22 protein-coding genes and 2 pseudogenes are annotated in these 25477 nt (G+C 71.0%); 11 read left to right on the top strand and 13 right to left on the bottom strand.

The features are described 5' to 3' along the window. Positions 1 to 40: 40 nt before the first annotated feature. From C8E87_RS24170 to C8E87_RS24160, 3 genes are all read right to left on the bottom strand, one after another. Positions 41 to 487, bottom strand: coding sequence for a GNAT family N-acetyltransferase (locus C8E87_RS24170; RefSeq protein WP_133875199.1), 447 nt, complete (start codon positions 485 to 487; stop codon positions 41 to 43). A 124-nt stretch (positions 488 to 611) separates the two neighbouring features. Continuing rightward, positions 612 to 1505 (bottom strand): phosphotransferase, encoded by an 894-nt coding sequence (locus tag C8E87_RS24165; protein WP_133875198.1) that lies wholly within the window; start codon positions 1503 to 1505, stop codon positions 612 to 614. Positions 1506 to 1514: 9 nt separating this feature from the next. Beyond that, a complete protein-coding gene (locus tag C8E87_RS24160) occupies positions 1515 to 2768 on the bottom strand; it encodes a multidrug effflux MFS transporter (RefSeq protein WP_203720466.1) in 1254 nt (417 codons plus the stop codon). Positions 2769 to 2922: 154 nt separating this feature from the next. Here C8E87_RS24160 and C8E87_RS24155 point away from each other — a divergent pair, with 154 nt between their 5' ends. From C8E87_RS24155 to C8E87_RS24145, 3 genes are read left to right on the top strand one after another with little or no spacing between them, the layout of a single operon-like run. Continuing rightward, positions 2923 to 4257 carry an MFS transporter gene (locus tag C8E87_RS24155; RefSeq protein ID WP_133875197.1) on the top strand — a complete coding sequence of 445 codons (1335 nt, stop codon included), beginning with the start codon at positions 2923 to 2925 and terminating at the stop codon, positions 4255 to 4257. A 33-nt stretch (positions 4258 to 4290) separates the two neighbouring features. Further along, positions 4291 to 5028, top strand: coding sequence for a hypothetical protein (locus C8E87_RS24150; protein WP_133875196.1), 738 nt, complete (start codon positions 4291 to 4293; stop codon positions 5026 to 5028). A 3-nt stretch (positions 5029 to 5031) separates the two neighbouring features. Further along, complete coding sequence (locus tag C8E87_RS24145) at positions 5032 to 5529, top strand: mycothiol transferase (RefSeq protein WP_133875195.1); 498 nt, start codon at positions 5032 to 5034, stop codon at positions 5527 to 5529. 29 nt (positions 5530 to 5558) lie between these two features. Here the strand turns inward: C8E87_RS24145 and C8E87_RS24140 are convergent, their stop codons facing one another. Genes C8E87_RS24140 through C8E87_RS24130 form a run of 3 tightly spaced genes read right to left on the bottom strand, consistent with a single transcriptional unit; the run spans position 5559 to position 9894 of the window. Next, entirely contained in the window at positions 5559 to 7037 is a 1479-nt protein-coding gene (locus tag C8E87_RS24140; protein ID WP_133875194.1) for an ATP-binding protein, read from the bottom strand. Between the two features lie 18 nt (positions 7038 to 7055). After that, positions 7056 to 8714 (bottom strand): NAD(P)/FAD-dependent oxidoreductase, encoded by a 1659-nt coding sequence (locus C8E87_RS24135; protein ID WP_133875193.1) that lies wholly within the window; start codon positions 8712 to 8714, stop codon positions 7056 to 7058. 10 nt (positions 8715 to 8724) lie between these two features. Next, positions 8725 to 9894, bottom strand: a complete 1170-nt coding sequence (locus tag C8E87_RS24130; RefSeq protein WP_133875192.1) for an NAD(+)/NADH kinase — start codon at positions 9892 to 9894, stop codon at positions 8725 to 8727. 190 nt (positions 9895 to 10084) lie between these two features. Between C8E87_RS24130 and C8E87_RS24125 the strand changes: the two genes are divergently transcribed. Both C8E87_RS24125 and nhaA read left to right on the top strand, forming a co-directional pair. Next, complete coding sequence (locus C8E87_RS24125; RefSeq protein WP_239079907.1) at positions 10085 to 11593, top strand: ricin-type beta-trefoil lectin domain protein; 1509 nt, start codon at positions 10085 to 10087, stop codon at positions 11591 to 11593. 99 nt (positions 11594 to 11692) lie between these two features. Beyond that, complete coding sequence (gene nhaA / locus C8E87_RS24120) at positions 11693 to 13009, top strand: Na+/H+ antiporter NhaA (protein WP_133875191.1); 1317 nt, start codon at positions 11693 to 11695, stop codon at positions 13007 to 13009. 39 nt (positions 13010 to 13048) lie between these two features. Here nhaA and C8E87_RS24115 read toward each other — a convergent pair whose 3' ends face one another. Further along, positions 13049 to 14020, bottom strand: coding sequence for a class I SAM-dependent methyltransferase (locus C8E87_RS24115; RefSeq protein ID WP_203720465.1), 972 nt, complete (start codon positions 14018 to 14020; stop codon positions 13049 to 13051). A 100-nt stretch (positions 14021 to 14120) separates the two neighbouring features. Between C8E87_RS24115 and C8E87_RS24110 the strand changes: the two genes are divergently transcribed. From C8E87_RS24110 to C8E87_RS24090, 5 genes are read left to right on the top strand one after another with little or no spacing between them, the layout of a single operon-like run. Next, entirely contained in the window at positions 14121 to 14519 is a 399-nt protein-coding gene (locus C8E87_RS24110; RefSeq protein WP_133875189.1) for a TOBE domain-containing protein, read from the top strand. Then, positions 14516 to 15304: a molybdate ABC transporter substrate-binding protein gene (modA, locus tag C8E87_RS24105; RefSeq protein ID WP_438866107.1), complete on the top strand. Its 789-nt coding sequence runs from the start codon at positions 14516 to 14518 to the stop codon at positions 15302 to 15304. Before C8E87_RS24110 ends, modA begins: the two co-directional genes overlap by 4 nt. Next, a complete protein-coding gene (locus C8E87_RS24100) occupies positions 15253 to 16083 on the top strand; it encodes an ABC transporter permease (protein ID WP_133877049.1) in 831 nt (276 codons plus the stop codon). The genes modA and C8E87_RS24100 overlap by 52 nt, the downstream gene beginning before the upstream one ends. Beyond that, positions 16080 to 17114, top strand: coding sequence for an ABC transporter ATP-binding protein (locus C8E87_RS24095; protein ID WP_133875187.1), 1035 nt, complete (start codon positions 16080 to 16082; stop codon positions 17112 to 17114). The genes C8E87_RS24100 and C8E87_RS24095 overlap by 4 nt, the downstream gene beginning before the upstream one ends. Positions 17115 to 17136: 22 nt before the next feature. After that, a complete protein-coding gene (locus C8E87_RS24090; RefSeq protein ID WP_133875186.1) occupies positions 17137 to 17715 on the top strand; it encodes a DUF1684 domain-containing protein in 579 nt (192 codons plus the stop codon). Here C8E87_RS24090 and C8E87_RS46970 read toward each other — a convergent pair. The 3 genes and pseudogenes from C8E87_RS46970 to C8E87_RS24080 all read right to left on the bottom strand — a co-directional run. After that, a pseudogene (locus C8E87_RS46970) lies at positions 17702 to 18025 on the bottom strand (adenosylcobinamide amidohydrolase); the annotation flags it as partial. The gene C8E87_RS24090 and the pseudogene C8E87_RS46970 sit on opposite strands and share 14 nt — an antisense overlap. A gap of 354 nt (positions 18026 to 18379) precedes the next feature. After that, a pseudogene (locus C8E87_RS46965) lies at positions 18380 to 18706 on the bottom strand (adenosylcobinamide amidohydrolase); the annotation flags it as partial. A gap of 2 nt (positions 18707 to 18708) precedes the next feature. Next, positions 18709 to 19260 (bottom strand): GNAT family N-acetyltransferase, encoded by a 552-nt coding sequence (locus C8E87_RS24080; protein WP_133875184.1) that lies wholly within the window; start codon positions 19258 to 19260, stop codon positions 18709 to 18711. 100 nt (positions 19261 to 19360) lie between these two features. Between C8E87_RS24080 and C8E87_RS24075 the strand changes: the two genes are divergently transcribed. Beyond that, positions 19361 to 20452, top strand: a complete 1092-nt coding sequence (locus C8E87_RS24075; protein ID WP_239079906.1) for a hypothetical protein — start codon at positions 19361 to 19363, stop codon at positions 20450 to 20452. 60 nt (positions 20453 to 20512) lie between these two features. On the opposite strand, the gene C8E87_RS46405 is transcribed toward C8E87_RS24075, so the two are convergent. The 3 genes from C8E87_RS46405 to C8E87_RS24060 form a co-directional block, all read right to left on the bottom strand. Beyond that, the gene (locus tag C8E87_RS46405; protein WP_133875183.1) at positions 20513 to 21298 is read right to left on the bottom strand and encodes a discoidin domain-containing protein; all 786 of its coding nucleotides are present in this window, start codon (positions 21296 to 21298) and stop codon (positions 20513 to 20515) included. Positions 21299 to 21508: 210 nt separating this feature from the next. Then, positions 21509 to 23173, bottom strand: a complete 1665-nt coding sequence (locus tag C8E87_RS24065; protein WP_133877047.1) for an LTA synthase family protein — start codon at positions 23171 to 23173, stop codon at positions 21509 to 21511. Between the two features lie 63 nt (positions 23174 to 23236). Further along, positions 23237 to 25447: a putative bifunctional diguanylate cyclase/phosphodiesterase gene (locus C8E87_RS24060; protein WP_239079905.1), complete on the bottom strand. Its 2211-nt coding sequence runs from the start codon at positions 25445 to 25447 to the stop codon at positions 23237 to 23239. Positions 25448 to 25477 lie beyond the last annotated feature (30 nt).

Here is a 25477-nt window from a genome sequence, read left to right as displayed (position 1 = left end):
TGCCAGGACAGCCCGGAAGCGGGGAACAGCCCGGCGCTCCTCAGGGAAGCGGCAGATTGAGCATGGTCAGCCCGCCGACCGGGCGGAAGCCAACCTCCGCGTACAGGGCCAGGGCCGCCGAGTTGCCGGGCTCTGTCTGCAGCGACACTCGACGGGCGCCGGCCTCGCGGGCCGCGGTGATCACGTACGTCAGCAGGGCCCGAGCCAAGCCGCGGCGGCGGAAAGCCGGTGGCACGTACAAGTCGCGTACGAGCCAGGCCGCGCCCAAGGTCAGCGAGGCGGGCAGGACGGCGATGGTGACGAAACCCTGGACGACGCCGCCGGAAGTAGCCGTGGCCACTGCGAGACGGCCGGAAGTGACTTGCTCGGAAAGCCAGGCGTGCGCCTCGGAGGGGGCGGCCGGTAAGCCGTAATGAACCCGGTACTCGTCGAACAGCGCGGCCACACCGGCGAACGACGGGTCCGAGGGCGTCAGCCAGGCAATCACGACGCCGCCACCCGGGAAAAGAGCGCGACGCCGCCGCGGGGAAAGAGCGCGACGCCATCGCGGGAAAAGAGCGCGACGCCACCGCCGGGAAAGAGCGCGACGCCACCCCGGGGAGAGCGCACGATCACAGGGCTGCCAGTTCGGCGGTGAGCAGGCCGGTCACATGGTCGTGGCGGCCCCCGCTGAGCGGCATCCCCCGGCTCGGCTGCTCGGCCAGCATCAGCACGTAGAGATACACGCGATACAGGGCCAGCCGCACCTCCTCCTCGGCGGTGAAGGACGTGACGCCGTACCCGGCCGCGAACGGGTGTGCCGGGGTGATCCGCTGGAACAGGGCCGGGGACACGAAGTCGACCAGCGGATCCCCGTACAGGTAACGCTCCCCGTCGACCAGGCCGCTGAGCGAACCGTCCGCCCCCACGAGAACGTTGCCGTCCCACAGGTCGAAGTGCAGCAAGGCGGGCCGGGTCACCGAGGCCAGCAGCCGGTGATGGCGGGTGACCAGCCCGTCCAGTGGTGGCAGCGGCACGCCCCAAACGGCGGCGTCGGAACGCAGCGAGGTCAGCATCGCGTCGAAGGCGGACGGCCAGTCTGCGCCCGCGGGCCGGTCACCGGTGTAACCGAAGCGCGGCCCGGTGACGCCGTGCACACGGGCGACGGCCGCGCCGAGTTGCTGCCGGGCCGACGGCGAATCACCGTCGGTGAGCGGGCGCCCGGGCAGCAGCGTCGAGATGATCCAGTTGTCGCTGTGGGCGAGGACGGTGGGCACCGGGGCCAGGTCGCGCACCATCGCGTAGTACTCGACCTCGGCGGGCAGCATTCCCGCCTCGTACGTGAGAAGGCGAGCCGACTGCGGCGGACCGACCTTGACCACCACGTCGCGCCCGTCGGTGAGCGCGGCTCGCCAGACGGCGGCGAACCCTCCCCCGGTCAGCTCGACAGCCTCGGAAACGGCAACGCCGAGACCGTCACGGACGATCTCGGCGATGTCGGAGGAGTCGATCAATGGCTGGGTCATGCCCGCAGACTAGTGCGCGACGGCCAGCACCGGCTCACCCGTTTCGACCGGCAGCTGCTTGGGGCGCACCACCACCCGGAGCACCGCGACCGACGCCACCATCGTGCCGGCCACCACGATCGCCATGGCCAGGGAGCTGTTGCCGAGCACTCCGACCAGCGGGGCGGCGAGCGCGCCGACGCCGAACTGCACCGCGCCCAGCAGCGCCGCGGCGGTTCCGGCGGCCTCGCCGTGCCGCGAGAGGGCCAGCGCGGGGGCGTTCGGCATGGCCAAGCCGACCATGGCCAGCACCAGCCAGAGCGGGATCAGGACGCCGGCCAGGCCGCCGATGCCGGTGATCGCGAACAGCAGGAAGATCACGCCGAACACCGCGCCCGCGATCAGCGCGCCGCCCAGGATCTGGACGGGCTGCCAGCGGCGGAGCAGGCGCACGTTGAACTGGGTGGCGCCGATCAGCCCGATGGCGCCGCCGGCGAAGACGTACGCGAACTGTTGCTCGCTCATGCCGTACTCCTCCTGGAACACGAAGGAGCTGCCGGAGACGTACGCGAAAAGTGCCGAGAACGCCAGCGCGGCGACCAGGATCAGACCCACGTACGCCCGGTCGGTGAACAGCCGTCCGTAGTCGCGCAGGGTGCCGGCGACCCCGCCGCCGCGACGGCGCTCGACGGGCAGCGTCTCGGGCAGGATCAGCGCGGTGGCCGTCATGATCGCGACCGCGGCCACGGTCAGCACGACGAAGACGCCGCGCCACGAGGTCCAGTTGAGCACCACGCCGCCGATGGTGGGCGCGAGGATCGGGGCCACGCCGACCACCAGCATCAGGCGTGAGAAGAGCCTGGCCGCGGCGAGCCCGCTGAACAGGTCGCGCACGATCGCCATGGCGACCACTGACGCGGCGGCGGCGCCCAGCCCTTGCGCGACCCGCAGGGTGCCGAGCACGGCCAGGTTGGGCGCGACGACGCACAGCACGGATGCGAGCACGTGCACACCGACACCGGCGAGCAACGGTATGCGGCGCCCTGCCGCGTCGGAGAGCGGGCCGACCAGCAGTTGCCCGAGTGCCAGACCGAGCAGCGTGCCGGTCAGCGTGAGCTGCACGGCGGCCTCGGTGCTGTGCAGGTCGGTGGTGATCGTCGGCAGGGCCGGCAGGTACATGTCGATGGTCAGCGGCCCCAGCGCGGTGAGAAAACCCAACACGAGGACGATGCGGAGGCGACGCCCGGCGGGCAGCAGTTCTCCTGGGGATGCTTCAACGCGCATATTCGGCGTCAAGTCTGCCGCGACCCGGATTGTTCCGGCGGGTAACGGTGATCACAAAATCGCTGGTCAGTGACGGGACCCACGTTGTCACCCCCGCCCCGGGCGGAGAAGGCTTGTTGCCGTACGTGCGATTGAGCGAGTGAAAGGCGACCCCGTGCCCCTGCGTCCCTCAGCAAGGGCTTGGACGGTCTGGGCCGTCGGCCTCGCCGCGTACATCGTCGCAGTGCTGCACCGCACCTCGCTCGGCGTGGCCGGGCTGGACGCGCAGCACCGCTTCGGCATCGGCGCCGGAGCCCTGGCCTCGTTCGCCGTGCTGCAGCTGCTCGTCTACGCCGGCCTTCAGGTGCCGGTCGGGTTGCTGCTCGACCGGTTCGGGTCACTGCGTCTGGTGGTCAGCGGCGGTGTGCTGATGGCGGCCGGCCAGGCGATCATGGCGACCACCGATCACGTCGGCGGCGCCGTGCTGGCCCGTGTCCTGGTCGGCGCGGGCGACGCGATGACCTTCATCAGCGTGTTGCGCCTGGTGCCGCAGTGGTTCCCGGCCCGGCGGGTGCCGGTGCTGACCCAGGTCACGGGGCTGGCCGGGCAGGCGGGGCAGGTGCTCTCGGCCGTGCCGCTGGCGGCCCTGCTGGCCGGTCCGGGCTGGAGCACCGCGTTCTTCGCGACGGCGGGCGCCGGCGTCTTCGTCGCGGTGGCCGCCTTCCTGGCCCTGCACGACAGCCCGGAGCGGCGGTTCAACACCGGCCCGGCGGTGACCCTGGGCCAGGTCGGCCGTGACCTGGGCGACGCGTGGCGGCACCCGGGCACCCGCCTCGGGCTGTGGACCCACTTCACGACCCAGTTCACCGGTACGGTCTTCGCGCTGATGTGGGGCTTCCCGTTCCTGATCGCCGGGCAGGGCCTGCACCAGGAGACGGCAAGCGCGCTGCTCACCCTGTTCGTGCTGGTCGGCATGGCGGCCGGCCCGCTGATCGGGGTGCTCGTGCAACGGCATCCGCTGCGCCGGTCGTGGCTGGTGCTGGGGGTGATCGCGGCCAACGCGGGCGCCTGGGGACTCGTGCTGGCCTGGCCGGGGCACGCGCCCATGCCGGTGCTGGTGGTGCTGATCGTCGCGCTGGCCCTGGGCGGCCCCGGCTCGATGATCGGCTTCGACTACGCCCGGACGTTCAACCCGCCGAGGCGGCTCGGCACCGCCACCGGCGTGGTGAACGTCGGCGGCTTCGTCGCGTCGCTGCTGTCGATCGAGTTGATCGGCCTGATCCTCGACGCGCGTACGGGCGGCGCGGCGACGTACGACATCGGCGACTTCAAAGTGGCGATGTCGGTGCAATACGTCTTCATGGTTCTGGGCGTGGCCGGGATTCTGCGTACGCGCAGGCTGGCCCGGCGACGCATGGCCGAGGAGGGGGTCGTGGTGCGTCCCCTGCGCGAGGTCTGGGCGGATCGGCGGGGTTTAGCAATCGCGCGTAAGGAGAAGGCGAAGGCCTGACAGTCGGCACACGAGGGCAGAGGCAAGGAGGCCATGACCGAGCACGCACCGGCCAAGATCTGGTCCGGCATCGACATCCCCAAGACCATTGCGGGAACCCTGGCCGCGGTGTCCGCCGCGGTGGTCGGTTCCTTCCTAGGCGTCGCCGGAACGATCATCGGCGCGGCCGTCGCCAGCTTCATCGGCTCGGTCGGAACGGAGCTCTACCACCGGTTCATCAACCGCGGGAGCGAAAGGATCAAGACGTTCGTGACAGCGCCGGCGGCCGTGGGCACCCCGTCCGTGGCGGCCGCCGAGGACGACGTGCCCTCCGACGAGCCGGTGCCGGGTGACACGGCCAAGCCGTCGTTCCGGATGCGCTGGGGCCGGATCGCGGCCTTCGCGGGCGCGCTGTTCGTGCTGGCGATGGGCTCCCTCACCGCGTACGAGCTGATCACCCAGCGCTCGATCGCGGACGCGGTCGGGCACAGGACCAGCTCGAGCACGACCCTGGGCTCGGCGTTCAAGGGTGACAACGGCTCGGACGACAAGAAGCCCGCCCCCGCGGTATCGACGGAACCCTCGGCCGACCCGACCAGCGAGCCGGCAGAGACGACCGCGCCGACCGACCCGGCGTCGCCGTCCGCTGCGCCGACCGAGTCGCCTCAACCGTCCCAGACGGACGGCACCGAGACGGGGACGGAACCCACCGAGGAGCCGACCGAGGAGCAGAATCAGCAGGACGACAGCGGGACGCCCGAGCGGCAGCTCCAGACGGACGGAACGGAGTAGGCCATGGACTCCAAGGACGTACTGATCGAGGCCTTCGGGCGTCTTCCCGAGCTCGTGCGCACCGCCGTGCACGGGCTCACCCCCGAGCAGTTGCGGTGGCAGCCGGCCGACGGGGCGAACTCGATCGGCTGGCTCGTCTGGCACCTCACCCGGGTGCAGGACGACCACGTCGCCGACGTGATGGGCGTCGAGCAGGTCTACGCGAGCGAGGACTGGCCCTCGTGGTTCGGCCTCAAGAACCAGAGCGAGACCGGGTACGGGCATGACGCCGCGCAGGTGGCGGCGGTGGCCCCCGAGAGCGCGCAGGTGCTGCTCGACTATTACCAGGCGGTGCACGACCGTACGGTGGCCTGGATCGCCGTACTCAGCGAGGCCGACCTCGACCGGGTGGTCGACGACAACTGGGACCCGCCGGTGACGCTCGGGGTGCGCCTGGTCAGCGTGTACGACGACGACGCGCAGCACGCGGGACAGGCCGCATACGTACGCGGTCTGTTGTGAGGTTCCGGGGGCAAACGCCCCCGGAGGACTCAGGCTGAGGAGGGCTCGGTCAGCGGCAGCCGGACGAGGAACTTCGTGTCCCCGGGCTTGGAGTCGAGCTTGATGTCGCCGCCGTGCCCGTTCACCACGATCCGGAACGAGATGTCCAGGCCCAGGCCCGTGCCCTCGCCCACCGGCTTGGTGGTGAAGAACGGCTCGAAGACGCGCTTCTTGAGCTCCTCGGGCACGCCCGGACCGGTGTCGCCGATCGAGACCACCACGTGGTCGTCCTCGCGGTACGTCTTGACGGTCAGCGTGCCGGCGCCGTTCATGGCCTGCACGGCGTTGTCGATCAGGTTGGTCCACACCTGGTTGAGCTCGGCCGGGTGGGCCGGCACCTCGGGCAGCGTACGGTCGTAGTCCTTGACGATCTTGACCCCGTCGCCGATCTTGTGGGTGAGCATCACCAGCGTGCTGTCCAGGCCGGTGTGCACGTCGATCCACTGGTGGGCCGCACGGTCCATCTGCGAGTACTGCTTCGCCGCCGACACCAGCGACGACACCCGTCCGGTGGCGTCCTCGATGTCGGTCATCAGCTGCTCGGTCTCCAGCGCGTACCCGATCCAGTGGATGGCCTGGTCGAGCAGTTTCTGGGTGCCGACGCGCTCCTCGATCAGAGTGAGGCAGTCGATGTCGATGCCACCCTGGGCGAAGACGGGGGCGAGGTCCCAGCCGCTGGTGACGTTGCGCTCGTCCATCCAGTCGCCGAGCTCGTCCTCGCGGTCGGCCGTCTCCATCGCGGTCAGCGGCTTGGCCTTGGCCGCCCGCTCGATCACGTCCTCCTGCAGCTCGACCAGCGCGACCAGGCGTTCCGGGTCGACCTTGCCGGCGGCCAGCATGGCCAGCTTGTGCCGCATGCCGGCGACCCGCTGACGCAGCGCGGCGGTGGCCCGGGAGGCGGCCGCGGCCGGGTTGTTGAGCTCGTGCATGAGCCCGGCCGAGAGCGCGCCGAGGGCGGTGAGCCGCTGCCGCTCGCTGACCGCGGCCTGGGTGTTGCGCATGCCGATGGTCAGGCCCTCGAGCAGGTGGATCGCCATCGGGAACCACTCGCGCATCATCCATCCGAAGTCCTCGGCCGAGAGCACGAAGAAGTCGCTGTCGTCGAGCGCGCGCGTGCTCATCATGTAGTTGCGCGGCACGCCGTCGTCACGCAGGTACGCGTTCGTGGCGCCCATGTAGACGCCGCGTTGCTCGGTGCGGTTGGTGCGGACCTCGTCCTGGCCGACCCGGCGGGTGAGCTCGATCGTGCCGCTGAGCAGCACCAGGAACAGGTCCGCGGGATCGCCCTCGCGGATCACCGTGCCACCGGCCGTCATGTGCATCGTGCAGCCGTGCTCCGAGATCCAGGCGAGCTGGTCGTCGGTCAGCTTCTCGAACAGGAACAGGGTGCGCAGCTCGTCCGGGCTGAGCTGTCCCGGCTCACAGGGAACGAGCCGGACCTCTTCAGAAGATCGTGTGGTGTCACTCATGGCAAGGCTCACTCCACATCACTGCGCCTCCAGGTACCGATGGACCAGCGTGACGGCCATCGCGCCCTCGCCGACCGCCGAGGCCACCCGCTTGACGGAGTTGGCCCGGACGTCGCCGGCGGCGAAGATGCCGGGAACACTGCACTCCAGGTAGAACGGATCCCGCTCCCGATCCCATCCCTTCGGACGGGTGCCATTTTGCAGAAGATCCGGCCCGGTGCGGACGAAGCCCCTCTCGTCCCGGGCCACTGTCGTTCCCAACCAGTCCGTACGCGGTTCCGCGCCGATGAAGACGAACAGGTAGCCGCATTCGACGGTGGTGTTCCGCCCCTCCTTGCTGTCACAGATCGTGATCGCTTCGAGGTGGCCGTTGCCCTGGGCGCCCACGACCTCGCAACGGGTCCTGACCCTGATGTTCTCGATCTTGTTGAGCTGCTGGATCAGGTAGTACGACATCGACGCCTCGAGCGAGTCGCCCCGCACCAGCAGCGTGACCGTCCGCGCGTACCGGGAGAAGAACAGCGCCGCCTGCCCTGCCGAATTCGCGCCGCCCACGATGTAGACGTCGGTGCCGGCGCAGGACGGGCCCTCCGTCGAGGCCGAGCCGTAGTAGATCCCCGAGCCGGTCAGCTCGGCGATGCCGTCGGCGACCAGCGGCCTGTACGCCACCCCGGTGGCCAGCACGATCGAGTGCGCCGAGACCTCGCCGCCGTCGGCGAACGTCAGCGTGCGGGCCGAGCCGTCCTGCCGCAGTCCGGTCACGTCGCGCGTGGTCAGCACCTCGGCCGAGAACTTGCCGGCCTGCCGCCGCGCCCGGTCGGTGAGCTGCGCGCCCGAGATGCCGTCGGGGAAACCCAGGTAGTTCTCGATGCGCGAGCTCTGGCCGGCCTGCCCACCGACGGCCCGCCGCTCGACCAGCAGCGTCCGGAGGCCCTCGGAGGCGCCGTAGACCGCGGCGCCGAGCCCGGCCGGTCCGCCGCCCACGATGATCAGGTCGTAGAAGTCACGGCCGGGCGCTGTCGACAACCCCACCGCCTCGGCCACCTCGGTCGTGGTCGGCTGCGCGAACGTACGCCCGTCGGTCGTCACCACCAGCGGGATCGCCTCGGGACCGACCCCGGCCGCCTCGAGCAGGCGACGGCCCTCGGACTCGTCGGCGCCGAGCCACTTGTACGGCACCAGGTTGCGCGCGAGGAAGTCGCGGATCTCGTAGGACGGCTCGCTCCACCGGTGCCCCACGACGCGGATGTCCTCCATCTCGCGGTCGCCGGTGGCCAGCCAGGCGTCGAGCAGCGCGTCGAGCACCGGGTAGAGCTTCTCCTCCGGCGGGTCCCACGGCTTGAGCAGGTAGTGGTCGACGTCGACCACGTTGATGGCCTGGATCGCGGCGTCCGTGTCGGCGTACGCGGTCAGCAGGGCCCGCCGGGCATTGGGGAACAGGTCCATCGCCTGCTCCAGGAACTCGATGCCGTTGACGTGCGGCATCCGGTAGTCGGCGAGCATGACGGCGACGCGGCCGCCGCGCAGTTTGAGCTCCTTGAGCGCTTCCAGAGCCTCGGCGGCCGACGACGCGCGCAGGATGCGGTACTGGTCGCCGTAGCGACGGCGCAGGTCGCGGGCGATGGCCCGGGAGACCGCGGGATCGTCGTCGACGGTCAGGATCGCGGGGTGGCCCATGGCAGGTACCTCAGCTATTCGCAGTCGGGGTGGCCAGCAGGTCGGCGTACTCGGGATGGCGGTCCAGGTATCCGGTGACGTAGGGGCAGGTGGCGACAACCGGGGTGGCACGGCCGCGGGCGTCCTCGAGGGCGGCCGAGGCGAGCCGGCCGGCCAGGCCCCGGCCCGAGAACGACTGCTCGATCTCGGTGTGCAGCAGCTCGACCCGGTCGCCGTGGCGGCGGTAGTGCAGCACGCCGGCCACCTCGCCGCCGAGCAGCAGCTCGTAGCGCTGCCGCTCGAACGAGTCGACCACCACGGCGTCGGCCGAGTCGGGCACGCCGACCTGGGCGCTGCCCTCGACGCGCAGTTTGCGGCGGGCCCGCTCGTAGAAGCTGGCGCCGCCGAGCCGGATCACCTGGGCCGCCGACGGGATCGGCTCGATCAGCAACTTGTCGCCCGGGGCCGCGTACCCCTCGATGATCCCGTCCACCTCGATCGCGAGCCGGCCGCTGGTGGGCAGCACGTCGAGCTCGAGCCTTTCCTGCAGGGCCAGCATGAGCGGGCGGTTGAACGAGGAGTGGGCGGCCGAGGCGGTGACGATCAGGCCCTCGACGTTCGGCGAGACGATCGGGCCGCCGGCCGAGAAGCTGTACGCCGTCGAGCCGGTGGGGGTGGCCACGATGACGGCGTCGGCCGCGTAGCTGACGAAGTTCTTGCCCTCGAGGCAGATGCCGATCGCGGCCAGCCCCTCGCCGGGCACGCGCACCATCGCGATGTCGTTGAAGGCGGAGACGTCCTTGCCGTCGGGCAGCACCGTGCGGACCGCCGTACGGGATTCGATGGTGAATTTGTGCTCGTCGATCGCGGTGAGCGCGTCCGGCAGCTCGGGCAGGTCAACCTCGGCCAGGAAGCCCAGCCGGCCGACGTTGACGCCCAGCACCGGGGTCTTGCGGCCCTCGACCAGGCGCATCGTGCGCAGCATGGTGCCGTCGCCGCCCAGGCTGACCAGCAGGCCCGCGCGCTCGGCCATCTCTTCCGGGGTGACCGCCACGGCCTCGCAGTCGATGCGATCGATCTCGTCGTGCAGTCCCAGCACGGTGACGTCGCGCCGCTCGGCCCACTTCACGATCGCGTCGATCGCCGATCCGCAGTCGCGTCGCGGGTGCAGCACCAGGCCCACCACTTTGACCATGCCCATGCCGGATTACCGCCCGTTCTCGTAGTTCAAGAAGACAGCCTTGCACGTCCGGCGCCGGATCGGCGAGGGCAGGCGACGGAGCACACGCGGTTCATTCGGGCAGGTTTCCTTCGTGTTTCTTGACAGCGTTGTCATACATAGACAGTCTCCGATTTATCCCCCGTTCCTCGGCGCTCCGAGAGGATCCCCCATGCGCCCACGTTCCCGATTGCTGGCGATCGCCGCCGCGGTTGTCACCGCCGCGACCCTGAGCCCTCTCCCCGCTGCTCAGGCCGCCCCCTCCCCGTCCGTCGACCTCGATCCCGGCATGCTCAGCGCGATGCGCCGGGACCTCAAGCTGAACGACACCCAGATCGAGGCCCGGCTGCGCACCGAGGCCGCGGCGCCCCTGGTCGAGAAGCGGCTCAAGGCCAGGCTCGGCTCCGCCTTCGCGGGAGCGTGGATCCCGTCCGGAGCCTCGCGGCTGACGGTTGCGGTCACGTCGGCTTCCGCTTCCGAGGCCGTACGGGCCGAGGGCGCCGATGCCAAGCTCGTCGGTTCCAGCGCCGCCGAGCTGGCCTCTCTGCGCTCCCGTCTGGATAAAAAGGCCAAAAGCGCCAACCCTTCCGTCGTACGGGGTTGGTATGTCGACACGCCCAACAACCGGGTGGTCGTGATGGCCGCTCCCGGCGCCGCGGAGGCGGCCCGGCAGTTCGCCGGCGACGACGTAACGGTCGTCACACAGGCTGAGCAGCCCCGCCCCCTGTACGACATCCGCGGCGGCGACCAGTACGTGATCAACGGCAACACGCTGTGCTCGGTCGGCTTCTCGGTCGCGGGCGGCTTCGTCACGGCCGGCCACTGCGGCGGGACGGGCAGCCCGACCCTCGGCTACAACAACGTCGCCCAGGGCACCTTCGCCGGCTCCTCGTTCCCGGGCAACGACTACGGCTGGGTCCGTACGAACGGCAACTGGGCCTCGCAGCCGTGGGTCAACAACTACTCCGGCGGCAACGTGACCGTGGCCGGCTCGCAGGACGCCGCGATCGGCAGCTCGATCTGCCGTTCCGGCCGCACAACGGGCTGGCGCTGCGGCACCCTGCTCGGCCGCAACGAGACCATCGTCTACGCCCAGGGCGCGGTGTCGGGCCTGTCCCGCAGCAACGCGTGCGCCGAGCCCGGTGACTCCGGCGGCTCGTGGATCTCGGGCAACCAGGCCCAGGGCGTCACCTCCGGCGGCAGCGGCAACTGCTCGAGCGGCGGCACCATGTGGTTCCAGCCGGTCAACGAGATCCTCCAGGTCTACGGCCTGTCCCTGACCACCACGGGCGGGGGCGGTGGCTCCTCCTTGATCAGCAACCTCAACGGCAAGTGCCTCGACGTCCCCAACGGCAACTTCTCCGACGGCGTACGGGTGCAGATGTGGACCTGCAACGGCACCGCCGCCCAGCGGTGGAACTTCGTGAACGGCACCCTGCAGACCTCGAACAACAAGTGCCTCGACATCGCCTGGGGCTCCACGGCGAACGGAGCCGTCATCCAGATCGCCAACTGCAGCGGCAACCCGGCCCAGCAGTTCGTCCTGTCGGCGGCCGGCGACCTGGTCAACCCGCAGGCCAACAAGTGCGTGGACATCGATGCCTGGAACGCCAACGACGGCGCTGTCCTCGTCCTCTGGGACTGCACCGGCGGCGCCAACCAGAAGTGGCGCCGCGGCTGAGGTGAGTCGCTGCTGGTTCCGGTTCGGCACGGTAGGTTGACGGCAGGTGTGCCGGGAAGCCTGGTCGGCGATGTTGTCGCCGTGCCCTGAAGGAGCCCAGTGAGCGCAACACCGCCTCGCTCCCGCCACCCGCTGTTCGGCAGGGGCAGCTGGCCCGAGGTCAGCCGGATCGGTGACGTGCTGCGCACCGAGACCGTCGGCGGCGCCCTGCTGCTGGGCGCCGCCGTGCTGGCCCTGGTGTGGGCCAACACGCCGTGGGCCTCGACGTATCAGGACCTGGCGGCGACGAAGGCCGGCCCGCATGCCTGGCATCTCGACCTGACGCTGGCTCAGTGGGCGGCCGACGGCCTGCTGGCCGTCTTCTTCTTCGTCGCAGGCCTGGAGCTCAAACGCGAGTTCGTCGCCGGCGACCTGCGGGATCCGCGCCGCGCGATCATGCCGGTCGCCGCGGCGGTGGGCGGCATGATCGCGCCGGCCCTGATCTACACGGCGGTCAACGCGGGCTCGGCGAGCGGGTCGCTGTCGGGGTGGGCGGTGCCGACCGCCACCGACATCGCGTTCGCGCTCGCCGTGCTCGGGGTCATCTCGACTCACCTGCCGACGGCGCTACGCACGTTCCTGCTGACGCTCGCCGTCGTCGACGACCTGCTCGCCATCGTCATCATCGCGGTGTTCTACACCAGCTCGCTGCAGCTGGTGCCGCTGCTGGCCGCGCTCGTGCCGCTGGGCCTGTTCGCGGTGCTGGTGCAGCGCCGGGTCCGCTCCTGGTGGCTGTTGCTGCCGCTGGCCGCGGCCACCTGGGCGTTGGTGCACGCCTCCGGCATCCACGCCACCGTCGCCGGCGTGCTGCTGGGGTTCATGGTGCCGGTCCTTCACCGCTCCGACGGCCCCGCGCCCGGCCTGGCGGAACACTTCGAGCACCGGTGGCGGCCGCTGTCAGCCGGGGTCGCGGTGCCGGTGTTCGCGTTCTTCGCCGCCGGGGTGTCGCTGGCAGGCGCCGGCGGCCTCGGCGCGACGCTGCGCGACCCGGTGACCATCGGCATCGTCGCCGGCCTGGTGCTGGGCAAGTGTGCCGGTGTGCTCGGCGCGACCTGGCTGGTGCAGCGGGCGACCCGCGCCTCCCTGGGCGAGGGGGTGAGCTGGTGGGACGTTCTCGGCCTGTCGCTGCTGGCCGGCATCGGGTTCACCGTGTCGTTGCTGATCGGCGAGCTGGCCTTCGGCGCCGGCAGCGAGAAGGACGACCACGCCCGCATCGGCATCCTGGCCGGGTCGCTGGTCGCCGCGCTGCTGGCCACTGTGGTGCTGCGCATCCGCAACCGCCACTATCAGCGGCTGTGCGCCGCCGAGGAACTGGACCTGGACGCCGACGGCATCCCCGACGTCTTTCAGCAACAGGACTCCCGCCCGCCGCACTGACCGCGGTTCGTCGGACGCCGGGCCGGGGAGCCCGGCGTCTCAGGACCGGACGGCTACCACCAGGAAGTGGTCGTCGTCGTCCTCGTGGCGGGACCGCGCCCAGCCCGTGGCGGCCAGCGAACGCCTCAGGTTGGCCTCGTTCATCGGGTCGGCCGAAGTCAGCTCGCGGCCGTGGCGGGCGGCCAGAGCGGCCCGCCCCGTCGGGTGGAAGAGGACCAGGCGGCCGCCGGGGCGGGTCACCCGGGCCAGTTCGGCCAGGCCCGCGTCGGGGTCGGGCAGGTGGTGCACGAGGCCGGCGGCGAAGACCAGACCGGCCACGGCGGCGGGCAGCGGCAGGCGGCGGGCGTCGGCCTGGACCAGTCCCGCCGAGCTGTCGCGGCCGTTCGTGCGAGCCTCGGTCAGCATCGCGGGGGTGCAGTCGAGGCCGATCACCCGGCCGGTGGGGCCGACGGCGGCGGCCAGGGCGGGCAGGGCCCGGCCGGTGCCGCAGCCCACGTCGAGGGCCAGGTCGCCCGCGACGGGGCCGGCCGATTCCACCGCTTTCGCGTACGCGGGCAGGTCGTCGCCGAACTTGGCGTCCCAGCCGGCGGCCTTGGGGGCGAAGAAGGCCCGGCTTTCGGACAGGTGCCAGCGGTCGGGGTCGGCGAGCCGCGGGTGGACGTGCCGGATGACGGGCCACTGGGGATCGTGGTGGTCGATCACCACCTGGGCCCGGCGTTCGCCTTCGCCGGCCGGGGCGCGGCCGCCCGCGCGCAGGTAGACGATGACGCGGTCGGCGGCCGGTTCGAGGACGTTGAGGGCCGAGTCGAGGACTCCCCCGGAGGGCCCGCTCAGACCCATGACGGCGTCGACGTTCCACGCGCGGGCCGAGGGTGGGAAGGCGGCGGCGAGGCGCGAGGCGAACTGCGCGGCGGCGCCGTGGTCACCGCCGTCGACGATGACGGTGAGCGGGGCGCGGGGAGCGAGAACCTCGGCCAGGAAGGCGGTGACCTCGGTAATGCGTTCGGGCACGCTCCCAGCATGCCGTCGGGGTGTGAGCTGTGCAACGATCGCGCACCTGCCAGGCGTACGGGGTGGAAGCTCTCGCATCTGCGGCTCTAGGGTGGGGACCGTGACCACCTATCGCATCGGCGAGGCGGCCGAGCTGCTCGGCGTGAGCGTCGACACGCTCCGGCGCTGGGTCGACGCGGGTCGCCTGCCGGCCGGGCGCGACGACCACGGGCACCGGCATGTCGCGGGGGCCGACCTGGCCGCGTTCGCCCGCTCGCTGGCCGACGAGCCCGATCCGGGCAGCAGCCGTTCCTCGGCGCGCAACAGGTTGCGGGGCATCGTGACCGCGATCATGCGTGACGGGGTGATGGCGCAGGTGGACATCCAGGCGGGCCCGTTCCGGGTGGTGTCGCTGATGAGCCGCGAGGCCGTCGACGACCTGGGTCTCGAGGTGGGCTCGACCGCGGTGGCAGTCATCAAATCCACCACGGTCGTCGTGGAACGTGGGGACGGCAGATGAGAGCCGGCCGGCCGAAGCGGCGACAAAGGGGGCGAATGCTCATCGGAGCTGCGGTGTCCACAGCGCTCATGACCGCGGGGTGCGGACACAGCGGGGCAAGCGGCAGCACTGGTCCCGGCGCGACCGGGGAACTGGTCGTGATGGCCGCCGCTTCCCTCACCGAGTCCTTCGACCAGCTCAGGTCCGGCTTCGAGGCGCGCAACCCGCAGGTCGAGGTCGCCATCTCGTACGGGGGGAGCTCCGGCCTCGCCCAGCAGATCACCTCGGGTGCCCCCGCCGACGTGTTCGCCGCCGCCAGCCCGGCCACCATGCAGACCGTGGTCGACGCGGGTGACGCGAACGGCGAGCCGGCCGTCTTCGCGCGGAACCAGCTCGTCATCGCCACCGCCAAGGGCAACCCGAAGGGCATCAGGACCCTGGCCGACCTCAAGAACCCGGATCTCAAGGTCGCGCTCTGCGCCGAACAGGTGCCGTGCGGCGCCGCGGCGAAGAAGGCGGGCGTCGACGTCGAGCCCGTCACGCTGGAACAGGACGTGAAGGCCGCCCTGTCCAAGCTGAAACTGGGCGAGGTCGACGCGGCGCTGGTCTATCGCACGGACGCCAGGTCGGCGAGCGGCGACGTCGACGCCGTCGAGTTCCCCGAGTCGACCGGCGCGATCAACGACTACCCGATCGTCGCCCTGCGGCACGCCCCCAACCCGTCGGCCGCCGCGGCGTTCGTCGCCTTCGTCCGATCCGAGGAGGCGCAACGCGTCCTCGCCGACGCCGGGTTCCAGCGGCCCTGAACAGCCGCAGAGCCCCGCTCGCGCTGCTGCTCCCGGCCGCGCTGGGCCTGGCGTTCCTGATCCTGCCGCTTGCCGGGCTGCTGATCCGGGCGCCCTGGACGACGCTGCCGGAACGCCTCACCGAGCCCGGCATCCTGGCCGCGCTGCGCCTGTCGCTGCTCACCGCGAGCCTGGCCACGCTGGTCTGCCTGGTTCTCGGCGTGCCGCTGGCCTGGGTCCTGGCCCGTCTGCGGTTTCCCGGGCGTCGGCTGGTGCGCGCGCTGGTCACCGTGCCCCTGGTGCTGCCGCCGGTGGTCGGCGGGGTGGCGCTGCTGCTGGTGTTCGGCCGGCGCGGGCTGGTCGGCGGGTGGCTCGACCAGACGTTCGGGGTGAGCCTGCCGTTCACCACCGCGGGGGTGGTCGTGGCCGAGGCGTTCGTGGCGATGCCGTTCCTGGTGATCGCGGTCGAGGGGGCGTTGCGCGGAGCCGACGTACGGTTCGAGGAGGCGGCCGCCACGCTCGGCGCCACCCGCTGGACGACGTTCCGCCGGGTCACGCTGCCGTTGATCGCGCCCGGGGTGGCCGCGGGCGCCGTGCTCTGCTGGGCTCGGGCGCTGGGCGAGTTCGGCGCCACCATCACCTTCGCGGGCAACTTCCCCGGCCGTACGCAGACCATGCCGCTCGCCGTGTATCTGGCGCTGGAGCAGGACGTGGACGCCGCGATCGTCCTGAGCCTGATCCTGCTGGTCGTCTCCGTCGGCATCCTGGCCGCGCTCCGCGACAAGTGGGTCGCCGCATGAGTCTTGACGCGCACCTGACGATCCGGCGGGACGGGTTCACGCTCGATCTCGGCCTGACCGCCGAGCCGGGCGAGGTTGTCGCGTTGCTGGGCCCCAACGGCGCGGGCAAGACCACGACCCTGCGCGCGCTGGCCGGCCTGCTCCCCCTCGACTCGGGTCACATAACCCTTGACCACGTACGCCTCGACAAGCTCGCCCCCGAGCAGCGGCGCCTCGGCGTGGTGTTCCAGGACTACCTGCTCTTCCCGCATCTGAACGCGCTCGACAACGTGGCGTTCGGCCCGCGCTGCCGTGGGGTGCCGCGCGCCGAGGCGAGACAGCGGGCGCGGGAGTGGCTGACCCGTGTGGGCCTGACCGACCACGTACGGAAAAAACCGCGAGAGCTCTCCGGGGGCCAGGCCCAAAGGGTGGCGCTGGCGCGGGCGCTGGCCACCGAGCCGCGGATGTTGCTGCTCGACGAGCCGCTTGCCGCGCTCGACGCCCGTACGCGGTTGGAAACACGAGCCCAGTTGCGGGGACACCTGGCCGCCTTCGCGGGCGCGACAGTGCTCGTCACCCACGACCCGCTGGACGCGCTGATGCTGGCCGACCGCCTGGTCATCGTCGAGGACGGCCGGGTCGTGCAGACCGGCGACGCCGCCACGATCACCGCGCAGCCCCGCACCGACTATGTGGCCCGCCTGGTCGGCCTCAACCTGTACCGCGGGCGGGCCCAGGGCGACACGGTTGTGCTGCCCGGCGGCTTCTCGCTGGTGACCTCGAGCGCCGGCCAGGGTGACGTGTTCGTGGCTTTTCCGCCGTCGGCCGTCGCGCTGTATCCGAGCCGCCCCGACGGCAGCCCCCGCAACACCTGGCCCGCGATCGTGACGTCCGTCTCGCGGCACGGCGACTCACTGCGCGTCGAACTCGGCGGCGCCTTGCCCTCGGCGGCCGACATCACCCCGGCAGCGGCCGTTCACCTGGGCCTCGAGCCCGGCCGCGAGGTGTGGGCGAGCGTCAAGGCAACGGAGGTACGCGCCTACACAGCCTGATCGGCCGGGCTAGGTTGGGGTGATGGACGCACTCGAGCTCCTCGACTACCGCGCGGCCGTGGCCCGGATGTATCTGGCCGGCACGAGCCTGACGGAGTTCCGCGCCGAGCGCGACAAGCTGTTCGCCACGCATCCCCAGTCGGCCATCGCGTCGCCGTCGTCGTTCACCGGTTTGCGCTACTACCCGCCGAACGAGGACGCGATCGTCGAGGCCGAGGTGCGCCCCGCCGACGGCGAGATCGACATCGACACCGGCGGCCCCGACGGCGTGGTGCACTACGAGCGGGCGGGCATCATCGACACCCCGTACGGGGAACTCTCGCTCTGGACCATCAAGGCGTACGGCGGCGGCTTGTTCCTGCCCGTGCGCGACGCCACGTGCGGCAGAACAACGTACGGCGGCGGCCGCTACCTCACCGACACGGTCAAGGGCACGTTCGGCCGCGGTCTGCAGATGCTGGGCGGCTCCCGGGTGCGCCTCGACTTCAATTACCTGTACAACCCGTCGTGCGCGTACAACGACGCCTACCTGTGCCCGCTCGCGCCACCCTCGAACACCGTCGCCGCCCCCATCGAAGCCGGCGAACTCACTTACCACTGACCTTGTCGGACCACGGCTGCGTGCTCTTGCCCCCGTCGAGCACGGCCGCATAGGCAGCCCTGGCGAGCCTCGCTCCCCAGGTCGACCTCGGCCCGCCGTACGCGGCTTCCGCCCCGTCCATCGGGCACAGCACACAAACGGCATCGGTAGCCGTACCCGTCGCCTCCAACCCGAGATCACGGATCGCCTGGGTCTTGGCTTCGGTCAAGGTAGCCACGGCATTGACGAGCGCCCCATCGCTCAGCCGTTCAGGCACCCAAACCACGATGTTGACAGTCCCCACCGTGTACGAGTCCCCGGCGTCCTCAGCGCCGCTCACGTTCTTTACGGACTTCGCCGACGGCGCCCCACGCACGGCTCGCCCGCCGTATCCATCTCCCACACCCCTGCTCGCGCCCGACAAATCCGAAATATCAGGATCGTGAGAGGCGGCGGCGGGGCTGGGAACATGCGGCGAGGCCGACAGTTCCGAACCTCCAGCCACATCATACGTATCGGATAAATCCGTTATATCGGCATCAACGCGGGCAGCGGGGCGGGAGTAGGCGGGCACAGCCGCGGACGGAGCATCAGAAACGAGGCGCGAGTGGGCGGACGGGGCACCAGAAACGAGGCGCGAGTGGGCGGGCGGAGCGTCGGAGGTGGGGTGTCCAGCAGCTGCTTGGATCGGGGCGCCGAGGCCGACGGTGGCCCAGAGGCGCACTCCCCCGTCGGAGGCGGTTACCACGTCGGCTACGTCCACGCCGGTCAGGAGGCCGACTCCGGGGCCGTGCAGTCCCAGGCCGGCGGCCATGGCCGTCAAGTGGTCGGCGGGGTCGTCGTGGTTGTAGGACATGGGGACCGAGACGTTGATCAGCCACTCGCAAGGGCCGATGCCCCCGCCCAGGACGGCTGAGGAGATCGCGCGTACGGGGGTTGGCAGGCGCCACAGAAGCAGCGGCACGTCATGGCCGTGTTCGCGGCGGGCGGTCAGTTCGGGGTCGGGCAGCACGGTCAGGCCTCGACGCCTTGCCAGTCGGGGGCGAGGACGGCCCAGATCTCGGTGTCGTGGCGGACGCCCTTCCACACGAAGTTGCCGCGCAGGGTGGCCTCGTGTTTGAGACCCAGGCGGCGGGCCACGTTCGAGCTGGCCACGTTGTCGCTGCGGCAGTGCCACTCGACGCGGTAGACCCCGCGGTCACGGATCAGCCACTCGATGAGCAGCGCGGACGACTTGGTGATCAGGCCGCGGCCGGTGCCCGCGGGTTCGAGCCAGCAGCCGATCTCGCACACGCCGGAGACGTCGTCGAAGCCGAACATCATGACGCCGCCGACCAGTGCGCCGTCGAGCCAGATGCCGAGGATCCGGCCCTCGCCCCGGGACTCCAGGTCGGCGTACTTCTGCAGGGTTTTGCGCGCCGATTCGAGGTCGGTGCTGCGGCTGGCCCACGGGATCCACGGGTCGACCATGGCCCGCGCCCGTTCGATGTGGGCCAGGAACTCCTCGGCCTGCCACGGATTCAGCTGACGGAGCTCGGCGCCCTGACCCAGATCGACCTTGAACACCGGCACAGCGTAACCGCCGCCGGCTCGCCATTTTCCGGTCTCCCCATGTCCACCCGTCCCGCTTAGATTTACGATCATCGATGCTCGACGAGGAGGGCTCATGGGGATGGTTCGCAGGACCGCGTACGGCCTGGCCGGCGCGCTCATGGTGGCGGCTTCCACGGCAATGGTGAACCCGGCGACGGCGCAGGCCGGGACAGCAAGCGCGGCAAACGCAGCACACGCGGCCGAACGCGCGCAGGCCGCGCCCAGCCGGGCCGAGCTCGCGCTGCGCTGGGCGCCGATCCACTACCAGGACGTCGACGTCACCGGCGCCCACGCGCTGGGCGGCAAGAGCGACTTCATCACCCGCTATGACTTCGACGGCAACCTGAACGGACGGGACAACTGGGACAACGCCGGGTCGAACACCTCGGCGGCCGTCTACTACTCGGTGCTCGAGACCGGAACGCACTACTACCTGACGTACTTCTTCTTCCACCCCCGCGACTGGATCGACCACCCGTTCTTCGAGACCGAGCACGAGAACGACGGCGAAGGTGTGCTCACGATCGTGCAGAAAGACGATTCCCCGTACGGGGTTCTCAAGGCCGCCGTCACCGTGGCGCACACCGACTTCTACTCCTACGTCCCGGCCGGCAGCGACTGGACCAACGGCAGCGAGACGATCGACGGCACGCTGCAGCTCAAGGCCTCGCCGCACGACTCGTTCCAGCACCCGGTGACCGCGCAGGAACGCGGCGGGCACGGGCTCAAGGCGTGGCCGCAGTACGACATCGACGGCGACGGCGTCGTCTATTACCCCACGGCCGGCACGTCGGAGGCGCCCAGCAGCCCGGACGACCGTGACGTGCGGTACGAGCTGATCGACCTCTTCGCGAGCGGCGGCCTGTGGGCGCAGCGCACCAACACCAGCCTCTTCGCCAACCTGGGCACGTTCGCCGGCGACACCTCGGGCGGCTGCGGGCAGGGCACCTGGAGCTGCGGCGTCAACTCGGCCAACGCGCCGTGGGGATGGGACGACGGCAACGACGCGGTGGCCCGGGGCGAGATCGCAAGTGATCCGGCGAAGCTGGTTGCCTCGTACTTCAAGGTGCCGGGCCCACTCGACCGGAGTTACACCCACAACCCGTACTCCAGTGCTGCCGCGGCGCTGAAGGCGGCCCAGAACCTTCCTCCGACGATCGACTAGGTCCCGGTCGATCGTCGGGGCGCTCCCCGCAGGCTCCCTGCGGGGAGCGCCCCGTACCGGCTATTTCACCTGGAACTCGAACAGCGAGAAGCCGTACTGGGTGGACCGCTTGGTGCCGTACATGCGCACGAAACGCGCCACCGCCCCGCCCGCGGCGACCGTGACCGTGCCGCCCTGCCCCGCGGTGGTCGAGAAGATCCGCCGCCAGGTCCGGCCGTCGAGCGAGACGTCGACGCGATAGGCGGTCGCGTGCGAGTGCTCCCAGACCAGCGTGACCTCGGTCAGCTGCCGGCGCTCGCGCAGGTCGACCCGCAGCCACTGCGGCTCGGCGAAACCGCTGGACCAGCGTGTCGACGGGTCGCCGTCGACGGCCTGGTCCGCCGTGAACGGGCCGCCCTCGGTGCTGCTGGCCGCGACGACCCCGCTCAGCGCGAGGTTGGCCCCGCCCGGGTTCGCCTTGCCGGTGACTTTCGGCGCGGCCGCCTTAGTCACCGTCGGTGACGAGCTGGGCACTTTGGTGACCGGCCCCGCGAGCGCTTCGCTGACGGCGGCCGACGGTTGCGCCACCGGCTGGGTCGCGGCCGCCGTCGCCCCCGGCGTGGCCGCCGGCACGGTCGGCACGACCGGGACGGCCAGCGACGGCAGGTTCGCCGCCGGCAGCGCCTTCTCCGTCGTTGCCCGGTAGGCCACGTACAGCCCGCCCGCCAGGAGCAGCGCCGCCACCAGTCCACTCGCCGCCCACCAGCGCTTACGCGACTTTCGCGGTCTCGATGACGGCGGTGACGGCGGTGGCGGCGGCACCGCGGGCGACAGCGTCGCCGCTTCCCGCAGTCGTACGTCCGGCATGCGCGTCAGCCTCAGACTGTCCGCTCGGGACGGTCGCTTCGGCTCTTCCACTTCACTTCCCCGCTCAACCTCGAGGGCCGCCCCCTCGCGGCCTCCGAGGCGTATCTAAGCGGATGATGGTTACGGAACGTCAGTTACGCGCGAGTAGATCTGTGTCGATTTGCCGTCAGTGCAGCCGTCAGCGCAGCCGTCGGCGCGGTCGGTGCACGGTCAGTGCGGTTCCCCCTGCGGGCTGTAGGCGGTGAGGAACTTGTCGCGGAACTCGTTCATCGGCCACAGTGGCGCGTCGGGCGCCGGGGTGAGCCCGTCGGTCCATCCCCACGGGGCGATGCGGTCGAGCACCTTCGGGTCCTTGGCGACGATCGAGATCGGCACGTCCTTGGTGGAGTTGGTGCCGACCACCACCGAGGCGGGCTGGTGGTCGCCGAGCAGGACGAGCACCAGGTTGTCGTCGCCGTACTCCTGCACGTACGACAGGAGGGTGTCGATCGAGTAGGCGACCGACCCGGCGTACGCCCGCTTGACCTTCTTGCCGTCGGCGAAGAGCTTCTGCGGGCTCTCGGCGGCCGCCGCGGTGGGACCGTAGACCGAGCCGTCACCGATCTCGTCCCACGGCAGCATCTGCGGCACCGGCGTCCACGGCGTGTGGCTTGAGGTCAGCGTGACCTCGGCCAGCAGCCGCGGGCGGCCGGCCTTGCCGAACTCGTAGTCGTGCACCTTCTTCATCACGTACTGGTCGGGCATCGTCGACCAGCTCAGCGCCGGGCCTTGGTAGCCGAGCGTGTGCGAGTCGTAGATCTGCTGGTAGCCGTAGAACTGCCCCTCGGGCCAGGCGAACGTCACGCCGGGCTCGAACCCGACCGTACGGAATCCGGCCTTTCCGAAGGCGGAGGTCAGCGTGAGCCGATCGGTGGAGACCAGGCTGCGGTAACGGTTCTCGTTGTCGATCCAGAGGCCGGACAGGAACGTCGAGTGGGCGAGCCAGCTGCCGCCGCCGAACGTGGGCGAGGTCAGATAGCCGCTGCGCCCGTGGAAGCCCTTGGCCTCGAGCGCCTGCTGCCCGGAGCGCAGCTTCTCGACGACGGGCTGGTTGAAGGCGGGGTTCTCGACGGCGTCGCGGCCGTAGCTCTCGACGAACCCGATGATCACGTCCTTGCCGCGCAGCGCGCTGAGCAACTGGCCCTGCGGCAGGTCGCGGAACGCGTCGTCCTGCACCTCGCGGGCGAAGTCCTTGCGGTCCTGGATGTCCTGCGGCACCGCCAGCACCGTGTCGCGGGCCAGGTCGGCCGCGGCCTGGCTGGCCACCGGGATGCCGCCGACGAGCTGGAAGCCCATCACGGCGAGGGTGACCCAGGCCGCCGACAGGGTGACCACACCGCCCCGGACCAGGCGAGGGTGGGCGGGCAGCAGACGGCTGAGACGCCGTACGGAGAAGAACATCGCGGCCATCGTCGCCACGGCCAGCAGGACACCGGCCACGGCCACGCCGATCGCGCCACCCCGGCCGACCGAGTCGACCAGGAAGTTGAAGCCGTCCTTGAACAGCGCCCAGTCGAGCACCGGATCGAACGCGCGGGCCAGCACGGCGAAGAACGCGATGTCGATGATCTTCAGAACGGTCAGCACGCCGAGGACGACACCCAGCACGGTCGCGGTGATGCGGCGGGCCCGGGCCGGCAGCGCGAGCAGCAGCGCCGCCACGAGCAGGCCCTCGATCGGCACCCGGACCAGGGCTGTGCCCCAGAAGTTGCCGGGTGGGAGACGGGTGATCTGGTCGGGCATCACCAGGGCGAGAAAGACGAGGACGGCGGCGAAGGTGGTGACCACCGCGCCGCCGATCCGGCGTACGTGCTTGCTGACCGACACTGGAAGCATCCTCACCGCTGGATTACACACCTGCCACCAGGTACACGCTGGGTGGGGGCCGGTGGTTCAGCCTCACGCGGAGATGGCGCTCACCCTGGTCAGCAGCTCGTTGATCTCGTCCGGCGCGGCGGGACGGCCGAACAGGTAGCCCTGGCCGTGGTCGATGCCGATGGTGCGCAGCGTGGTCCACTGCTCGTCGGTCTCGATGCCCTCGGCCACGGTCTGCATCTTGAGCGCCTGCCCGAGGCCGGCCACCGCGTCCACCAGGGCTACGTCGTCGGCGTCGATGTGCACGTCGTCGACGAAGGTCTTGTCGATTTTGATGACGTCGACCGGGAGCTGCTTGAGGTAGCTGAGCGACGAGTACCCGGTGCCGAAGTCGTCGATGGCCAGGCGTACGCCCAGGGCGCGCAGCGCGTGCAGGGTGCTCTTGGCGGTGTCGATGTCCTCCATCAGCATCGACTCGGTGATCTCGAGGGTCAGCGAGGCGGCGTCGATGCCGGCGTCGGCCAGCGCCTCGGCGACGTCGGAGACCAGGCCGGCGTACTGGAACTGACGGGCCGACAGGTTGACGTTGACCTTGAGGCCGGCGGCGGCCGGTGACTCCGCGCGCCAGCGGGCGAGCTGGGCGCAGGCCTCGCGCAGCACCCAGCGGCCCAGCGGGACGATCAGGCCGTTGGCCTCGGCCGCGGCGATGAAGTGGTACGGCCCGAGCAGGCCGTCCTTCGGGTGCTGCCAGCGCACCAGCGCCTCGACCGAGGTCACACACTGCGTCTGCATGTCGACCACCGGCTGGTAGAGCACCCGGAACTGGTCGTGCTCGAGCGCCTGCTCGAGGTCGCTGCGCAGCTGGGCCTCCTCGAGCACCGAGATCGTCATGGTCGGGTCGAAGACCGCGTAGCCGTTGCGGCCGGCCCGCTTGGCCGCGTACATCGCGAGGTCGGCGTAGCCCAGCAAGTGGTCGGCGTCGACAGTCTCCTCGCCGTGTCCGGCCGAGGTGGCGATGCCGATGCTCAGCGAACAGGTGACGTCGCGGCTGGCCAGGCGGATCGGCTCGCGGATGGTGCGGACCAGCCGCTCGGCCAGCGCGGCGGCGTCCCCGGGCTCGAGGTCGTGCATGAGGATCGCGAACTCGTCGCCGCCGAGGCGGGCCAGCACGTCGGAGGGGCGTACGTGCCGGCGCAGCCGCCCGGCGATCGTCGACAGCAGCTCGTCGCCCGCGCTGTGCCCGAGGTTGTCGTTGACCAGCTTGAAGTCGTCGAGGTCGAGCAGCAGCACGGTGACCGGTTCGGCGCCGCCGGCGGACACGGCTTCCTCCAGCCGCCGCCGGAACAGCGCGCGGTTGGGCATGCCGGTCAGCGAGTCCGTGTACGCCTGCCGGTGCAGTTTGTCCTCGAGGGCGCGCCGGGCGCCGATGTCGCGCAGGCTCACCACCACGGCCTCGATGTCCTGGTCGTCCATCCAGTTGGTGGCGAGCACGTCCAGGTAGACCCACTCGCCGGCCGCGTTGCGCAGCTGCGACTCGGCCCGCCGGCTCTGCCCGGTCGGCAGCGCGACCAGGTCGTCCAGGAACGTGTCGGCAAGGATGTGGCGGTCGTCGGGCAGCAGCTCGTTGAGCCGGCGGCCGATCAGCGAGCCGGGCCGGAAGCCGAGCAGGCGGCTCACCGACGCGTTGGCGTACCGGATCGTGGTGTCCGGCCCGATGGCGATCACCGCGTCGGCCGAGGCTGCCAGCATGGTCTCGGCGCGGTGCTCGGTCGCCTGGCGGCGGTCGTCGAGCCACCGGCGGCTCTGCGCGTGGATCGCGGTCAGGCCGACCACGCAGGTCATCATCGCGACCAGCACGAACGTGGTGCCGAGGTCGGTGCCGGCCCGCACCGGCAGCAGGACGGCGTAGCCGCCGACCGACAGCACGCCGAGGCCGATGACGAACCGGGGCGACCAGAGCGCGGCCGCCGTGATCAGCAGCAGCACCGCGGCCGGGACGTAGAGCATCCAGCCGTCCGGGTCGACCCAGCCGAACAGCAGCATCACCGGCACCTCGCCGAACCACCAGGCCCGCAGCCGGCGCGTGGTGCGCCGGTCGCGCACCAGCCGGGCCCAGGGCAACCCGATCATGGCGGCCTGGGCCAGCACGACCAGCACCACCGGGATCAGCCACCACCGGTCCGGCGGCGCCCAGCCCAGAGCGATCCGGACGCCCCCGATCGCGGTGACCACGGCCGCGATGCCGGCACCGATGCGCAGCTGACGCGCCCAGTACTCGGCCGTGTGACCATCCATCTCGACTCTCCGCACGGGCGCCTCGATCGA

Origin of the sequence: Paractinoplanes brasiliensis (assembly GCF_004362215.1) — a bacterium.
Taxonomy (GTDB): domain Bacteria; phylum Actinomycetota; class Actinomycetes; order Mycobacteriales; family Micromonosporaceae; genus Actinoplanes; species Actinoplanes brasiliensis.
The sequence above is the reverse complement of the archived record's forward strand: the minus strand, read 5'-3'. Positions and strand labels throughout refer to the sequence as shown.

Bases quoted from the DNA above. Each gene is read 5' to 3' on its own strand.
- C8E87_RS24145 (WP_133875195.1), top strand. From the start codon at position 5,032: ATGGACTCCAAGGACGTACTGATCGAGGCCTTCGGGCGTCTTCCCGAG.
- C8E87_RS24160 (WP_203720466.1), bottom strand. From the start codon at position 2,768: ATGCGCGTTGAAGCATCCCCAGGAGAACTGCTGCCCGCCGGGCGTCGC.
- C8E87_RS24075 (WP_239079906.1), top strand. From the start codon at position 19,361: ATGGGGATGGTTCGCAGGACCGCGTACGGCCTGGCCGGCGCGCTCATG.
- C8E87_RS24060 (WP_239079905.1), bottom strand. From the start codon at position 25,447: ATGGATGGTCACACGGCCGAGTACTGGGCGCGTCAGCTGCGCATCGGT.
- modA (WP_438866107.1), top strand. From the start codon at position 14,516: ATGAGAGCCGGCCGGCCGAAGCGGCGACAAAGGGGGCGAATGCTCATC.
- C8E87_RS24090 (WP_133875186.1), top strand. From the start codon at position 17,137: ATGGACGCACTCGAGCTCCTCGACTACCGCGCGGCCGTGGCCCGGATG.
- C8E87_RS24125 (WP_239079907.1), top strand. From the start codon at position 10,085: ATGCGCCCACGTTCCCGATTGCTGGCGATCGCCGCCGCGGTTGTCACC.
- C8E87_RS24150 (WP_133875196.1), top strand. From the start codon at position 4,291: ATGACCGAGCACGCACCGGCCAAGATCTGGTCCGGCATCGACATCCCC.
- C8E87_RS24135 (WP_133875193.1), bottom strand. From the start codon at position 8,714: ATGGGCCACCCCGCGATCCTGACCGTCGACGACGATCCCGCGGTCTCC.
- C8E87_RS24140 (WP_133875194.1), bottom strand. From the start codon at position 7,037: ATGAGTGACACCACACGATCTTCTGAAGAGGTCCGGCTCGTTCCCTGT.
- C8E87_RS46405 (WP_133875183.1), bottom strand. From the start codon at position 21,298: ATGCCGGACGTACGACTGCGGGAAGCGGCGACGCTGTCGCCCGCGGTG.
- C8E87_RS24165 (WP_133875198.1), bottom strand. From the start codon at position 1,505: ATGACCCAGCCATTGATCGACTCCTCCGACATCGCCGAGATCGTCCGT.
- C8E87_RS24065 (WP_133877047.1), bottom strand. From the start codon at position 23,173: ATGCTTCCAGTGTCGGTCAGCAAGCACGTACGCCGGATCGGCGGCGCG.
- C8E87_RS24095 (WP_133875187.1), top strand. From the start codon at position 16,080: ATGAGTCTTGACGCGCACCTGACGATCCGGCGGGACGGGTTCACGCTC.
- C8E87_RS24130 (WP_133875192.1), bottom strand. From the start codon at position 9,894: ATGGGCATGGTCAAAGTGGTGGGCCTGGTGCTGCACCCGCGACGCGAC.